At 43.3% G+C, this 15,419-nt stretch carries 15 protein-coding genes; 8 read left to right on the top strand and 7 right to left on the bottom strand.

The window, feature by feature from the left end:
- Positions 1-445, top strand: a 445-nt coding sequence (locus tag IM509_RS21005; protein ID WP_287717346.1) for an IS200/IS605 family accessory protein TnpB-related protein, incomplete at its 5' end; no start/stop codon positions are given.
- A gap of 205 nt (positions 446-650) precedes the next feature.
- Here the strand turns inward: IM509_RS21005 and IM509_RS21000 are convergent.
- The gene (locus IM509_RS21000; RefSeq protein WP_052277065.1) at positions 651-1,523 is read right to left on the bottom strand and encodes an FkbM family methyltransferase; all 873 of its coding nucleotides are present in this window, start codon (positions 1,521-1,523) and stop codon (positions 651-653) included.
- Positions 1,524-1,907: 384 nt separating this feature from the next.
- Here IM509_RS21000 and IM509_RS20995 point away from each other — a divergent pair, with 384 nt between their 5' ends.
- On the top strand, positions 1,908-2,333 hold the full coding sequence (locus IM509_RS20995; protein WP_147069826.1) for a DUF29 domain-containing protein: 426 nt from the start codon (positions 1,908-1,910) through the stop codon (positions 2,331-2,333).
- A gap of 252 nt (positions 2,334-2,585) precedes the next feature.
- Here IM509_RS20995 and IM509_RS20990 read toward each other — a convergent pair whose 3' ends face one another.
- Positions 2,586-3,242, bottom strand: a complete 657-nt coding sequence (locus tag IM509_RS20990) for an MAE_28990/MAE_18760 family HEPN-like nuclease (RefSeq protein WP_185236886.1) — start codon at positions 3,240-3,242, stop codon at positions 2,586-2,588.
- Positions 3,242-4,363: a DUF262 domain-containing protein gene (locus IM509_RS20985; protein WP_287717345.1), complete on the bottom strand. Its 1,122-nt coding sequence runs from the start codon at positions 4,361-4,363 to the stop codon at positions 3,242-3,244. The genes IM509_RS20990 and IM509_RS20985 overlap by 1 nt, the downstream gene beginning before the upstream one ends.
- Before the next feature lie 444 nt (positions 4,364-4,807).
- On the opposite strand from IM509_RS20985, the gene IM509_RS20980 reads away from it, so the two are divergent.
- Together IM509_RS20980 and IM509_RS20975 are read left to right on the top strand one after the other, a co-directional pair.
- Positions 4,808-6,607 (top strand): acyl-CoA dehydrogenase family protein, encoded by a 1,800-nt coding sequence (locus IM509_RS20980; protein ID WP_185236887.1) that lies wholly within the window; start codon positions 4,808-4,810, stop codon positions 6,605-6,607.
- Positions 6,585-6,947: an acyl carrier protein gene (locus IM509_RS20975; RefSeq protein ID WP_002755494.1), complete on the top strand. Its 363-nt coding sequence runs from the start codon at positions 6,585-6,587 to the stop codon at positions 6,945-6,947. Before IM509_RS20980 ends, IM509_RS20975 begins: the two co-directional genes overlap by 23 nt.
- 219 nt (positions 6,948-7,166) lie before the next feature.
- Here IM509_RS20975 and IM509_RS20970 read toward each other — a convergent pair whose 3' ends face one another.
- The 3 genes from IM509_RS20970 to IM509_RS20960 all read right to left on the bottom strand — a co-directional run bounded on the left by IM509_RS20970 (position 7,167) and on the right by IM509_RS20960 (position 10,561).
- Positions 7,167-7,790: a cytochrome c oxidase subunit 3 gene (locus IM509_RS20970; RefSeq protein WP_185236888.1), complete on the bottom strand. Its 624-nt coding sequence runs from the start codon at positions 7,788-7,790 to the stop codon at positions 7,167-7,169.
- Between the two features lie 99 nt (positions 7,791-7,889).
- Positions 7,890-9,566, bottom strand: a complete 1,677-nt coding sequence (gene ctaD / locus IM509_RS20965) for a cytochrome c oxidase subunit I (RefSeq protein WP_072926728.1) — start codon at positions 9,564-9,566, stop codon at positions 7,890-7,892.
- Positions 9,567-9,595: 29 nt separating this feature from the next.
- The gene (locus IM509_RS20960) at positions 9,596-10,561 is read right to left on the bottom strand and encodes a cytochrome c oxidase subunit II (RefSeq protein WP_072926726.1); all 966 of its coding nucleotides are present in this window, start codon (positions 10,559-10,561) and stop codon (positions 9,596-9,598) included.
- Between the two features lie 423 nt (positions 10,562-10,984).
- Between IM509_RS20960 and IM509_RS20955 the strand changes: the two genes are divergently transcribed.
- The 3 genes from IM509_RS20955 to IM509_RS20945 all read left to right on the top strand — a co-directional run bounded on the left by IM509_RS20955 (position 10,985) and on the right by IM509_RS20945 (position 13,163).
- Positions 10,985-11,896, top strand: coding sequence for a COX15/CtaA family protein (locus IM509_RS20955; protein ID WP_081417887.1), 912 nt, complete (start codon positions 10,985-10,987; stop codon positions 11,894-11,896).
- Positions 11,897-12,007: 111 nt separating this feature from the next.
- Complete coding sequence (locus IM509_RS20950; protein WP_016516960.1) at positions 12,008-12,958, top strand: heme o synthase; 951 nt, start codon at positions 12,008-12,010, stop codon at positions 12,956-12,958.
- Positions 12,933-13,163, top strand: coding sequence for a hypothetical protein (locus IM509_RS20945; protein ID WP_287717344.1), 231 nt, complete (start codon positions 12,933-12,935; stop codon positions 13,161-13,163). Before IM509_RS20950 ends, IM509_RS20945 begins: the two co-directional genes overlap by 26 nt.
- Positions 13,164-13,173: 10 nt before the next feature.
- Here IM509_RS20945 and dnaA read toward each other — a convergent pair whose 3' ends face one another.
- On the bottom strand, positions 13,174-14,508 hold the full coding sequence (gene dnaA, locus IM509_RS20940; RefSeq protein ID WP_052277058.1) for a chromosomal replication initiator protein DnaA: 1,335 nt from the start codon (positions 14,506-14,508) through the stop codon (positions 13,174-13,176).
- 336 nt (positions 14,509-14,844) lie between these two features.
- Here dnaA and def point away from each other — a divergent pair, with 336 nt between their 5' ends.
- Positions 14,845-15,303: a peptide deformylase gene (gene def, locus IM509_RS20935; RefSeq protein WP_052277057.1), complete on the top strand. Its 459-nt coding sequence runs from the start codon at positions 14,845-14,847 to the stop codon at positions 15,301-15,303.
- The last annotated feature ends 116 nt before the right edge of the window (positions 15,304-15,419 follow it).

Raw genomic sequence — 15,419 nt, 5'->3', positions numbered from 1 at the left:
TCGTTATTTAGTCAATCTCTTAGTTGACCAAGAGATAACAACTTTAGTAATTGGGAAAAATGACGGTTGGAAACAAGGAGTGAACTTAGGAAAAGTCAACAATCAAAAATTTGTGACCATCCCTCATGCTCGATTAATTGAGATGATTAGTTATAAATGTCAATTAGAAGGAATCTCTGTGATTCTTCAAGAAGAATCCTATACCTCCGTTGCTAATTTTTTGAATGACGATCCTCTCCCCGTTTATAGACAGATAACTGAAAAACCCGTTTTTTCAGGAAAAAGAATTTCGCGAGGGTTATATCGTACAGATAAGGGGATTCTGGTTCAATCTGATGTCATGGGTTCCTACAATATTTTGCGAAAAGCATTCCCAAATGCGTTTAACCGCTATGGGATAGAGAGGTGCGTAGTTCACCCAAGGAGAATCAATCTCTCGAAGTAAAAGTGAAGGGAATTTCTGAAATGGAATTCAGTCTGTCTATATTTGACTATACTTTTACTAACTATAGCTTGTAATCACTTGCTCGAATGAATTAGCATGGTGCGTTCCCAAAAATCTATCGGTGCGGCAGTAGCAGCTAGATTAGGGAACGCACCCTACAGCGATGGCTAGGAATAAGCTCTGTTCCGTCCGCAGCGACGAAGTGTTAGACATCTTTTAGCTCTTCAAACCTTGACAAGAGCCGATTAGGAACTAAGAAAATCATCTTAATATGAAAGTTTGTCGGTTTTGTTTCAATCTTGATGAATTTTGGTCGCGAATTATCTCCATCCTCCTCCTTAGGTTTGACGAAAGCAAAACAGGTAAATTCAATAGATTTAATAAATTCAAGGAGCTTGGTTGTTGGATAAATTTCGGACAATACCAAAGGTTGATCTCGAATTAGAAGATTTTTGCCACCCATTAGTATATCGAAGTCTGCTCCTTCAGCATCTGTTTTGATACAGGAAACACTCAGTAACGGATAATCAGACATCAATTTGTCTAAAGTATTTACCTTGACTGTCACCTTGTTCTCTTGGGGACTATGCCTAACCAGCGAATTTAGTTCAGGCATTGAGTTCAAATTAAGATCCATACTGCCAGGCTCGGAAAAAAGTGCTTCTTCTAGAACATGACAGTTTTGAAACTGGGAAAGATTTCTCTTTAAGTGTTCAACCATTCTCGGATCGGGTTCAAAGGCATAAACCTGATTAGATGAAGGAGCAGCAAGTAAACTATAATAACCAATATTAGCTCCAACATCAATAAAGTCTTTATTAATATCTAAGAATCGATGAAGGATAATTTCAGACCCCCAATCTAACTTGCTTCCCTTAAGGAAAATTTCCGTTCCGAATCGACTATCGTACGGCAAAATCATTTCTACATTATTAAATAGAACCATTTTCTGGTTGAGCTTGGTTATCTTATAAAATCCTCGTACTACATAGCGGTATAGGAAATCCCAGCCACCAATCTCTCGAACCAATCCAAGAAAATAATTGAACTTATGCAAATAAATAGTCCCTTTCAACATATACTCTCACTTCAAGTTAGCCATGAAGGCATCTAAATATTAATTATACCGCTCTCTGCGGTCGAGCCTCCTCCTCTGTCCTACTATCCTACCCCATCGGTCCGACACCCCCTCAATAAAACCCAATACCGCACTGTGGGGTCTCTATCGGTGCGGCAGCTAGGAGCCAGATTAGGGAACGCACCCTACCGCAATGGCGTACTGCTACGCAGTGCCTTCGGCATCGCACTAACCCTAACAACAATTTTTGATTTTTACCAGAGGTCTATTGACTGAATGATGGGATGTAATATTTCAATAACCAGCATTTTCTTGGTGCTTGAGCTATACAATGAGATCTATATTTTGATAGGACAAAAAAAGATTAGTATAGAGGTAAAATTAATGGCTGAAACCCTATATGAAAAAGACTATGTAGCCTGGCTGCAAGACCAGGCAGCAAAACTGCGATCGCCTGATCGCAATACTTTAGATTGGCAAACTTTAGCCGAGGAATTAGAGGAAATGGTTGATGAACGCAAATACAAAGCAGAAAGCTTTCTTGTTCAACTCCTCAGTCACCTGCTACTTTACGCCTACTGGAAGCATCCTTACTACCTACCCCACTGGACAGACAAGATAGATAATTTCAGATTGGAATTGAGCCTGCTGTTTCGCTCTAAGGTAATCTACAATCATGCCTTAGAACGGTTTGGTTATTGTTATCAAAAAGCTCTGGGAAAAGCGAGCCGCAAAAGTGGATTAACTTTACCAGTTGACTGTCCTTGGACAATTGAGAAAATTCTTGATGAAGATTGGTTCCCTGGTTAAAAACTGGAGCTTGCAATCCAACTTACATCCATACAACAATAGGGTGGCTATTGCCCACCTTACTTCAATTGATACCAATTTTCAATAGTCGTGACTAACATCTGAAATTGCGATTCCGCTCTCGGAGGAGAATTACGCTTTGGAATAATTGAAAAATGATATGAGTCAGCGGTTTAATCACTATCGATGCGGCAGTAGGAGCCACATCAGGGAACGCACCCTACAGCGATGGCTATTTAAAATGCGTAGATTTCATGATGAGCTAGGCGGATTTGATGGTTTCAAATACTTCCGATTATCTAAGCAATCAATTACAGATAGTCCTAGCTCATACATAGCTTCCAAAGCCGCATTTTCATACTTGTTATACTCAGTCAGATCATGAATTATGTCTTTCTGCCCATGAGCTATATTATTTCTCCTGCTTACTAATGTCTTAAGTAAAAGCTCATGTTGATCCACCATTGAGCATGATAAACCAGCATCTGTAGAGTTCTTTTTAAGCAGCATAGGCTTTAAATTGCTATCTGCTTCTAAGCGAATATTGAATTCAATATTCTCATTAATTAAAGCTGGCAATTCGTTGGAAAAAAAGCTCCAAACTCCATCTGCTGACAAATCACCTCCAAGTTCTTTAAAGCGCTTCCTTAGCGATAGCTTTATAACCTCCTCACGGCATTGATTGCGTTTAATATTTTGCCTTTGAATTGTATCGAGGTATGAATCCCATGCAAATCTACAAAAACCTTCATAGTGAGCATATAGCAAAGTAGTAATAGCTCTCAAGAGAGCTTCATACCTTACAGGATGCTTAACCCTATCAGTCGTTAATATTTGAATTTTAATTGCAGCCAGTTCTCCTTCTCTCCAGTTGAGATCAGCCTCGATCTCATTCGCCCAGTTGCTCATTAAAAATTACTCCACAAGCTGAGTTTATTTAAACCTTCTTGAATACATCCAATTCTATTAGAAAGCTTAGTTCTGGAGTTAGCTCCAGGTCCAATATTATCCTTAAAGCTGTTTGACTGAACAATTTTGATTATTTCATCCCTAACAGAAGAATTATCCAGATTCTCTAATCTTTCTAGTATCCTAAACACGCCAATTGTAACAGCTTCAAAATAAGCTGGAGCTAAAGCACCAATTGGTGATTGATCGCGATATTGAACAAAAGCACCACTGCCGAGAATTTGGCTCAAGTAATCAAATAATCTATTAAAGTCTTGTGTTTCAGTAGAATAATCAAATTGTATTTCTTCAAATAATATATTTTCCATGTATGTGTCTAACCAATCTCTCACACTCCCCCGGAAGAGATCTTGAGCATTTTTTGCGGCAAAAAATCTTAAGACAAGCTCTTCGTCTCCCTTTTGTTCTTTTTCTGATTGAGACAATGTATCTATGCAAGTCTTAAAGTTTGAATAGGAGGATCTTTCTTGGAGAAACCTATAGAACTTTATACCTGGCTCACCAAACATCCTAGAAGAACAGTTGCGAATTTCCTGTGGAGCTAGAATTGATCCCCCAGTATTTAACCTCTTGAACATTTCATAACGCAGAAAAGAATTACTTTGCCTTTTAATAATTACTGTCCTTACAGAGGATCTTTTGATCCTAAGCTTGAGTCTCAATGATAAATCTTCAAAAGTCAGATTATTAAGTTCTGAAATCTGATCACAACCTTCTAACTTTAGAGATTTCAGCTTTTCTCCATCTATATCAGTGAAATTCAGTACATTGGCATCAATGAATTGAATCACAGAGCTAAGGCGTTGTAAGCCATCAATTAACTCCAAAACCCCATCTGAGTTCTCAATAGTAAATATCTGTGGTATTGGCAACTCAAGAAGTATGGATTCTATTAAACGAGACTTTTGTTGATTAGACCATCGGAATAACCTTTGATATTCTGGTTGAATAATCAGTTCCTTTTGAGAATATAAACTGATGATTTCTCCAAAGCTGAGATCGATAGATTCAGTACGAACCTCACCAATTTTGGCATCTATCCGTTCATCTATTGATTCCATCATCATATTGCTCCTAGACTTCTAAACCCTATGGCAAGCAAAACTTGTACCTTAAACATTCTAATCGTAATCTGCCAGTTGAATATTACATTCAAGGAAAAAGTATGAACAGGGAACGAGCCGCATAACTATTAATCATACCGATCCCTGCGGTCGAGCAACCTCCCCCATCCTAATATCCCACTTCCATCGGTCTAACACCGCCTCAATAAAACCTAATACCGCACTGTGCGGTTTAATCACCTCAATTTGGGCATAATTACCGCAGAGGGAGTCTAGCACCCCACCCGACTGGTTTCTAGCACATTTAAGGTAAAGGGGAAATTAAGAATTGTTGCCATTGTACGGCCAAAAGTCTAGAATGGTCATTAATTTTTGTGCATGGTCGGGTCTTCTAACCGAAGGCATTGACGAAAAACACATTGTATCTGTCCTAGAGGCACTATGAAAAAGCTTAAGCAATACTGGACTGCTGAAGCACTGGAAAAAGACTTAGGCGATCCTCTCAATCCCGATAACCCTCTATCCTACAAGCGGGTGATCGAAATTGACGAGAGCGAAGAATTTCCCCATGAGGAAATTCGCTGGTTATACGACTGGAAACTCCAACACTACTACATTCCCACCGATTGCGGCGGTGAATTTACCTCTTTTGAGGAATTTGTCGCTTTTGTGCGGGTACTGTCTCGACGGGATCAAACTATCGGCATCGCTTTTACCACCCTATTCTGGTCGTTTTTAAACTGGATGGCGGGAACCCCAGAACAGAAACAGAAGCTCGCCCGTTTTATTATGGATGACTATGGGGCGATGTGTCTGGGTTACTCGGAAAAGGAACACGGTAGCGATCTGATCAATGGTGATCTAACCGCGACGAAGGTGGAAGGAGGTTATATTCTCAATGGGGAGAAATGGCCGATTAACCGGGCGACTATCTCTGGAATTTCCTTTATTTTGGCGAAAACCGATGCTAACGGCGGGCCGAAGTGTTTAACCCTATTTATGGTCGATAAACGGCAATTAGACCCCGAAAAATACTATAATTTGCCGAAAATATACACCCATGGCGTGCGGGCCTCGGATATGAGTGGCATTGGTTTTAAAGATTGTTTCGTCCCCGATTCCATGCGTTTACGCGAGGAGGGAGACGGTTTAGAATTAGCCCTGAAAGGTTTCCAGATTACCCGAATGTTGTGCGCTGCTTTTTCCCACGGGGCAGCCGATACCGCTTTGAGAACTACCCTCAGTTTTGCCGTTAATCGGGTAATCTATAACAAAACTGTGATGGATTTGCCCCAACCCCGGCGCACTCTCGTGGATGCTTTCCTTGACATCCTTATTTGTGATTGCGAGACGATTCCGGCTGCGAGAGGTTTTCATATTATCCCCGAACAGTTTAGCGTCTGGGCTTCGGTGGTAAAATATTTTGTTACCGTCCGTCTGGAGGAGATGGTTAATAGTGTTTATGTGGTCTTGGGATCGCGTTTTTATATGCGAGAAGAACACGAATTCGGCATCTTCCAGAAGCTACTGCGGGATAATTCGATTATCAGTATGTTTGACGGCAGTTCTATCGTCAATCTTCATGCTTTAATCCTACAATTGCGTCCTTTAACCAAATATCGGGCTAAACGCAACTCGCACACCATGTCGGCGTTAAAAACCCGTTTAGAGGCGATTTTTAGCCTAGAAAAGTCGGTTCCTCCCTTTGAACCCAATAATTTAGAATTATTTGGCCGGGGAATGGATGATTCCCTACAGGGTTTAGAGATTGCCCTTGATATGCTGGAAGGATTGAAAAATTCTGACGAAGTGGACCCAGAGGTATTAGAAAATCTATTGATGTTGGGTAATTTAGTTTTAGAGGAACTAAATGCTCATGATGAACAGATTAGTCAATCGAAATTCGAGTATGGTCACGACCAATCACCCGAATTGTTCGAGATTGCCAAGAAATACTGTACTTTACACGCTGCTTCTGCTTGTTTACACACTTGGCTTTATAATCGTTCCATCTTGGGTGAATTTTTTGCCCGGGGGGAATGGTTGGTGTTGAGTTTACACCGATTACTGCGAACTCTGCGGCCGCTGCCTTACACTCTGTCTGAGGTGTATGTAGAAAATGTTGCCCAAGAATTGCTGAAATTATATCGAGAAAATCAACATTTTTCGATCGTACCTTTTCAATTAGCCCATTCACAAACTACCGAGGAAAAAACCCATGAACTCCAGCTCCAATCTTAATAATCTCGTACAAAATTGGTTAGTTAAACAGTTAGCCGATCAGTTATCTTTGGATGCCAAAACGATTAATGTGACTGAACCTTTAACCCGTTATGGTTTAGATTCGATCGATGCAGTAACGATGGTGGGTGATCTAGAAGATTGGGTCGGTCAAGAGTTACCTTCTACCCTTTTCTGGGATTATTCTACTATTGAAAAAGCGTCTCTTTTCCTAGTAGAAAACTACGATCTTTCTAATCTTTCCGGTGAGGAAACCCCCGCAGAAGTTGCTCCCGTCGCTGAAAAAGCTGAACCGGCCGTTAGTGGTGGCAAAGGTTGGAGTTTATTCGGTCGTCGTTAATTATCAGTGATCAGTTATCAGTTATCAGTTATCAGTTACTCGGTTATCAGTTATCAGCTTCTGAAGGCAAAAGGCAAGAGTCAAAAGGCAACAGGGGGAATAAATAATCAGTTTGTAATAACTGGATTTAGGATAACTTATAGGATAACTGCGGTAAGTTAAAATATATAAAAAAAGGCGATAAATTGATCGCCCTTTTCTCCTACTAAATAACAAAAATTATCTCAAGAGATACACCAGTAAAAACAGGATAAGCCAGACCACATCGACGAAATGCCAGTATAATTCTGCCGCTTCCACACCAAAATGAGATTGACTAGAATAGTGGTCTTTTTGACGAGAACGCCAGAGGACCGATAGAATTAGCACTAAACCGAAAGTAACGTGGAGACCGTGGAATCCGGTTAAAGCATAAAAAGCGCTGGTGAAAACATTAGTTGTCAGACCGAATTCAGCGTGATAATATTCGTATCCTTGACCACAAAGGAAGATAATGCCCATCAGGGCAGTAATACCGAACCACAATTGTAAACCGGCATTATTATTTTGTTTAATCGCCTTTTGTCCTATGTGCATAACAAAACTACTGGACACCAGAATAATCGTGTTAATTGTCGGTAGGGTTAATTCTAATTCTGGCGTGCCGGCGGGGGGCCAAACGGGTAACATGGTACGGTAGAACAAGAAAGCGGCAAATAATCCTAAAAAGATGGAACTTTCCGCCACTAGAAACAAAACCACACCGAACAAGCGATGATCCGGGTGGCCATGATGTCCGTGTTCCACCGTTTCCTGATGATAATTGACAGAGAGTTGAGAATCTTCGAGCGTTGAACCTTGCATGATTGAATGTCCTTAGTTTACACGGGAGACGGGAAGCTTTTTTTCAGTGATCACTGATCACTGATCACTGATCACTGATAACTGATAACTGATAACTGATTATTGCGATTCAGCGCCCACTTCAGCGAGGAGATCCTGTACTGATTCCTCTGCTTCCGATTCTTCCATATCAATACCGTAATCGTAGGGGCCGGACCAAAGAATCGGCATTTCCTCAAAATTCTCGATAATTGGGGGAGAGGAGGTTTGCCATTCTAGGGTTAAAGCGCGCCAAGGATTACGACCGGCGGGTTGACCTTTAAAGGCACTCCAGACCATATTAATAGCGAAGGGAAGACTCGATATACCGAGAATATAAGCTCCTGCGGTACTAAGAACATTTAAATCCTGAAACTGCACATCATACAGGGCAATACGACGGTTCATCCCCAATAATCCCAATTCGTGCATTGGCATGAAAGTTAAATTCAAACCGATAAAAGTGAGAACAAAGTGGATACGACCGAGAGTTTCGTTATACATCCGTCCGGTCATTTTTGGGAACCAATGGTAAACGGCAGCAAACAGGGCCATTGCCGTACCACCGAATAGTACATAGTGGAAGTGACCGACGACAAAATAGGTATCGTGGACGTGGATATCGAAGGGAACAGAAGCCAACATAATCCCGGTCAAACCACCGATGAGGAAGGAAGACAGGAAACCGATCCCAAATAATAAAGACGTATTGAGACTAAGTTTACCCCCCCAAAGAGTGGCACACCAACTAAAGATTTTAATGCCCGTGGGAACGGCGATTAACATAGTTGCCGCCATGAAAAACATCCGTAACCAGCCGGGGGTGCCGCTGGTGAACATATGGTGGGCCCAAACGATTAAACCCAAGAAACAGATGGTGAGACTGGAATAGGCGATCGCTCGATAACCAAAAATCGGTTTGCGGGCGTGAACCGGTAATATCTCCGATATCGTGCCGAAAAAGGGCAAGATCATGATATAAACGGCAGGATGGGAGTAAAACCAGAACATATGCTGATAAACCACCGGATCGCCGCCGCCGGCGGGGTTAAAAAAGCTCGTGCCGGCGATTAAATCAAAGGACAAGAGAACGAGAGCAGAAGCGAGAACGGGGGTGGAAAGCAGTACCAGAGTCGAGGTGGCCAGCATTGCCCAACAAAATAGCGGCATACTGTACAAATCCATCTCAGGAATCCGCATTTTCAGGATCGTGGTGATGAAATTAATCGAGCCTAAAATCGAAGAAGTCCCGATCAATAAAAGGCTCAAAATCCACAATTCTTCCCCCCATTTGCCGCTAATTAAGCTTAAAGGTGGGTAGGAAGTCCAACCGGACTGGGGTGCGCCAACAAAGAAACTGGATAATAATAGCAGCCCGCCGGGGGGGTTAAGCCAGAAAGCCACAGCGTTAAGACGAGGAAAAGCCATATCTTCCGCCCCAATCATCAGGGGAATGAGATAATTGGCAAAACCTGCCCCAACTGGAACGATCCAAAGAAAGATCATGATCGTTCCGTGCATGGTCATGAATTGGTTATATAGTTCTGGGGAGACGAAATCGGGGTCAGGAGTGGCTAATTCCGTCCGCAGCACTTCCGCAAAAGCACCGCCAATAAAGAAGAAAAGAAAGGCAGTCACCAGATATTGAATCCCGATGACTTTATGATCGGTGCAGAAAGTAAAGTAATCCGTCCACTTGCGGTGATGGATCACCTCGGGAACGGTTGCTGGGGTGGTTATTTCCGTTGATGCTGTCATAAGGCCAAGATTTTAGATGACAAGAAAAATTACATTTGCTGCTGATGGGCAACTTGGGCGAGGATTTCACCGTTTATGCCCATTTCTTCGGTGTAGGGGGTCAAATATTGACTATCAGAGCGATCTTTAGCGGTCATAGCTACGGTTCGATCGCTGTCAACTTCGGCGATCGTGTTATCCTGCACCCATTGGTCGTAATCCCCTTGGGAGTGAACCACAAAGCTAGATTTCATACCGCCGTGATAGGCCCCGCAAAGTTCCGCACAAATGATCGGATATTGACCAATTTGGTTGGATGTGAACGATAACACCGTTTCCTGTCCGGGGATAACGTCCTGTTTTAGACGCAATTGGGGAACCCAGAAAGCATGGATCACATCCCCTGCTTCCATATTCAGTTGCACGGGACGATTGACGGGAGCGTGTAGTTCTCCGGAAACAATGCCGGTTTCGGGATAGGTGAAAATCCAAGCGTATTGAATACCTTTAACATTGACCACTAGGGGGGGAACTCCTTCACCATCGTAGGAATTGCCAATACCTAGGGCTACTCTGCGATCGCCGCCCAGGGCCATCATCGTGCCGTGGTGATGACCGTGGTGGGCGATTTCTCCTTTGTCACCCTTGGAAATCAAGGGATCGAGACCGCCGATATTGTTATAAATCTCGAAGCTATAGACGGCAAGGATAAAGACGATTACCGTCGGGATGGCTGTCCAGAAGATTTCTAGGGGGACATTGCCCTCCACTGCCGGCCCGTCGGTTTGATCGCCGGGTTGACGGCGAAAGCGAATCACTATATAAATGATCACGCCTTCAACTATTAAAAATAGTCCCGTGGCGATGGTCATCATCAGATTAAAGATATTATCTATCTCCTGAGCATCTTCGGAAGCGGCCACAGGCATTAAGCCATGATTTTGGCCATACCAGAGACTAATTAAGGTTAAGGTGATCCCGAGTACAAGCGTCAGGATACTGCTGGGAATTTTCACGGTCTTTTCAATATTTTTAATAGTGGCTACTTATTCAAGGCTAAAACATGATTCCCCTATAGATGGGAAATTTAACCAGCATCTTCTGAGAATTTTATCTTTTCTTTGGGATCGTTTTCAGGGAAAGTATTTAAAATAACTAATTTTTATGTTTTATTCTGAGTTTATGTAAACAAATGTAACGGAAATGGCCAGAAATCTAAAGAATATCTAAAAGGTTTTACTTGTCGTAAAAAAACTCATTCACAGTGATAACTAACTGGCAAACAAAGAACGTAGGTTGGGTTGAAGCATGAAACCCAACGCCCGCATGGGTTACGCTACCGCTAACCCATCCTACAAATAATTGTGCCTACCTACTTAACTAACTGGCAAACCAAGCCAGGCTCTTTGATGACAGACTCCTTGAGAACAGGCAAACCGATGACCGAATCTGTTTTTAACCCGACACCCCTAAGAGAAACCGGCAATATTCAGGTGTGGATGCGCCGCTTAGTCTGGAAAATTGCGATCGCTACTTTCGCCCTCATGGTAGTGGGCGCTGCCACCAGAGTTATGAACGCCGGTTTAGCTTGTCCCGATTGGCCTCTCTGTTACGGTCAATGGATTCCCAGTCAGCAGATGAATCTACAGGTATTTCTGGAGTGGTTTCATCGTCTCGATGCCTCTTTGATCGGGTTTAGTACGATCGCTCTCGTCGGTCTGTCTTGGTGGTATCGTCGCCATCTTCCCCCTTGGCTGTTGCCCTCTGCGATCGCTGCCTTGGCTTTAATTCTCCTGCAAGGAGTACTAGGAGGATTAACCGTCACCCAATTACTGCGATTTGACATCGTAACCGCCCATTTAGCCACAGCTTTGCTCTTTTTCTCCACCCTAATCGTCATTGCTACTTGTCTGACTCCCTACCGTGGCACCGGTACAGTCGGGAAACTAACTGGGATGGGAGTGGTCGCCACCGGTCTAGTTTATCTGCAATGTCTCCTCGGCGGTCTCGTCGGTTCCCGTTGGGCAGCCCATCAGTGTTTAACGGTTTCCCAACTCTGTCCGGTGATGAATAGCCACATTATCGGGGTTTTTCCCGCCACTATCTCGGTGTTAACCCTAGTTTTCTTCGCTTGGCGAGCTGCCGCTATCCATCCTCTCCTCAAAAAACTAGCTTTTAGCGCCGGGGGATTAGTCGCCCTACAGGTGTTTTTAGGCGTTGCCACCCTGAAACTGCATCTTCAGGTGGAACCCTTAACCATTACCCACCACAGCATCGGTGCGCTATTGGTGGGAACCCTCGTCGCTTTTACCACTTTTGCCCTTCGCGATCGTTCTTTCGCTCCTAAGTAACTAGACACAATTAATTGCACATATCTAACCGCCTCTTGCCTATTGCCCATCCTAACCAATAAGTTAATTTTGTCCCATTACTTATAAGCCATCTCTAAGGATTTAATCACGATGACTGGAACTCAAGCCCTTCGCCACCACGATAATTTTTTACAAGTCGCTAAAAGTTATTATCAACTCACCAAACCGCGAATTATTCCTCTACTACTGATTACCACGGCCGCTGCCATGGAAATCGCCTCTAAAGGTCAGGTTTCCCCCCTATTACTCTTTCTTACTCTCCTCGGTGGCACTCTCGCCGCCGCCGCCGCTCAAACCTTAAACTGCATCTATGATCGCGACATCGATCACACCATGCTTCGCACCCGCGCCCGTCCTATTCCCTCCGGTCGCGTGCAACCCCTCCACGCCCTCATTTTTGCCCTCGTTTTAGCCTCCCTTTCCCTAGCACTTTTTGTCTTTTTTGTCAATACTTTGAGCGGATTTTTAGCAATGACCGGTATCGCATTTTATATGCTGATTTATACCCATCTGCTCAAGCGTCATAGTGTCCAAAATATTGTTATCGGTGGCGCAGCTGGCTCGATTCCTCCCCTCGTCGGTTGGGCGGCAGTAACGGGCGATCTCGGTTGGATTCCTTGGATTTTATTCGCCATTATTTTCCTTTGGACTCCTCCCCATTTTTGGGCTTTGGCTTTAATGATCAAGGATGATTATGCGGAAGTAGATATCCCGATGATGCCCGTAGTTAAAGGAGAAGAAGCCACTAGCGAGCAGATTTGGCTCTATACTTTAATCGTCGTTCCTTTCACTTTCCTCCTGATTTATCCCTTGGCTGCCTGTGGTGTTGTTTATGGTCTAGCGGCTTTGGTTTTAGGGTTTGTTTTCCTGAAAAAAGCTTGGCAATTAAAACAGAATCCTTTTGATCGAGACATGGCTCGATCGCTGTTTAAATATTCCATTCTTTACATGATGTTATTATGTACAGCTATGGTGATCGATAGTTTACCCATGACCTCTCGTCTCCTCGCTACAATTGCCAGTTTATTCCCCTGTAGTTAATCTCAGTTATCAGTTATCAGTTATCAGTTATCAGTTATCAGTTATCAGTTATCAGTTATCAGTTATCAGATGTGAGTTTTCAGATGTGAGTTTTCAGTTCACTGAAAATACTCCCCATCTCCCCATCTCCCCATCTCCCCCCGCAACGCGCACGCAGTGGTCTCCCCATCTCCCCACTTCCCACTTCCCAATTTATAATTCATAATTCGCCCCGACTACTGATTGCGACTGAGGGAGTTAATTCGCTCGATTAGTTGGGCTAAGATTTCTTGTAATTGTCGATCTTGATGTTGGGAAAGGTTGATTTTATCACAGCTATAAATAACGGTGGTGTGATCTTTGCCGCCAAATTCTTCGCCAATGCGCGGTAAACTTAAATCCGTGTGTTGACGCATCAAATACATCCCAATCTGTCGAGCAAAACTAATTTCTCGCCGGCGGGAATTTCCCTTTAGATCAGCGATCGAGAGTTGAAATTTTTCCGCTACTACCGCCATAATAATATCGGGAGAAGTGGAAATTTTGGCCATTGGTGGATTTAAAACCGGCGCAATATTTTCTACCGTCATCGGCAATCCGGAGATAGAAATATAAGTAGTAGCTCGGATTAATGCCCCCTCTAATTCGCGAATATTAGAAGTATAATTAACGGCAATATATTCGATAACTTCTCTTGGGAGACGCAGATTTTCGTACTCGGCCTTTTTTTGTAAAATTGCCATGCGAGTTTCGATATCTGGTGCTTGGATATCGGCCACTAATCCCATAGAAAAGCGAGAAATTAAACGATCCTGTAAACTGGGAATCTGTTTGGGCAAGCGATCGGAGGCTAAAACCACCTGTTTTCCCGCTTCGTGCAGGGTATTAAAGGTATGAAAAAATTCTTCTTGAGTGTATTCTTTTCCTTCAATAAATTGCAGATCATCCACTAATAATATATCGGCATGACGATAATGATTACGAAAACTTTCCATACTATCTTGACGGATAGCGGTGATTAAATCATTAGTAAATTGTTCCGTCGATACATAAAAAACCTTGGATTGAGGATATAATTCTAGACGATAATGACCGATCGCTTGCATTAAATGGGTTTTACCTAACCCCACCCCACCACAGAGAAAAAGCGGGTTAAATTCGCGTCCGGGTAATTCCGCCACCGCTAAAGCGGCCGCATGGGCCATGCGATTAGTTGGGCCGACAACAAAACGGGAAAAATTATATTTAGGGTTAAGTTGATTACTGGGGGGTAATTCTGATTCTAAGCTACTGTTAGGCTGGAAAATAGCGATTAAATCGCCCTGTTGTGCCGTTAGTTGAATCTCGACGGGATAACCGACGATATCCTCCACTACTTCGGCAATTGTTGACAGATAATTTTTCTGAAGATGGTTAAGAATAAAAGGATTGGCAGCCTGAATTACTAAGCGATCGTTTTGCCATTCTTTAACCGTCGCCGTTTGAAACCAAGTCTCGAAAGCGGGACGGGATAATAGTAATTTTAGACGCTCTAGGAGATGATGCCAAAGTTGTTGGGTGCTGCTATCCACGGTTAATTTTGATTAAGTGGGTGGGTGGAATTAAATATAAGATGAACGTAGGTTGGGCTTCGGCCGTGAGCTTTTGCCGAACGGTTGAAGCATGAAACCCAACGCCTATCCACGGTTAATTTTGATTAACAAAGTTGCTCTAGTGCTGCTGCGGGGAAACCTTATCAGTTTAGCGAGATTTTTCCCCTCAAGATAAAATGATTTTCAGAGCGAAACAATTAATCTTTAGACAGATGACGCAAGTTTTAAGTAGTCGTGCAAAATTAATTTCCTAGTGAAGATAGGCAAGAGGCAAGGGGCAAGAGGCAAGAGGTGGTTAGATATGTGTAATTAATTTTGCTTAGGTACTTAACAATCACCCAATTAGGAAATCCAATTCTACAGCAAAAAGCAGCAGCGATCGATAATCTTCTCGATGCTGACTGTCAAAATTTGATCGATTCCCTGATTACCACCGTGCAAGCTGCCCACGGGGTGGGAATCGCCGCGCCCCAAGTTGCTCGGTCTCTGCGTCTGTTTATCGTTGCTTCTGGTCCCAATCCTCGTTATCCCGACGCTCCGATGATGCCACCCACTGCCGTGATTAATCCTCGCATTTTGCGGGTCAGCGAGGAAATGGTCAAGGGTTGGGAAGGTTGCCTCAGTGTCCCCAATTTACGCGGTTTTGTCCCCCGTCATCAGTGGATCGAGGTGGCCTATTGCGATCGCAATGGTCGCGAAATCCGTCAACTTTTCAGGGATTTTGTCGCGCGCATCTTTCAACACGAATTAACTCATCGGAAATTTTGGGTCTGAAACCCCGCCGTTCTAGGTTGGCTTTACGTTAGAATTAAAAGGCCAGTCTCGAAAACCAAGTGGACGGCGCAGCACCTTGAAAACTCGGCTTAGGGGGTTCCGACCAGAAAAGCTTG

This window comes from Microcystis sp. M31BS1 (assembly GCF_020245285.1).
Classification (GTDB): Bacteria; Cyanobacteriota; Cyanobacteriia; order Cyanobacteriales; family Microcystaceae; genus Microcystis; species Microcystis panniformis.
The sequence above is the reverse complement of the archived record's forward strand: the minus strand, read 5'-3'. Positions and strand labels throughout refer to the sequence as shown.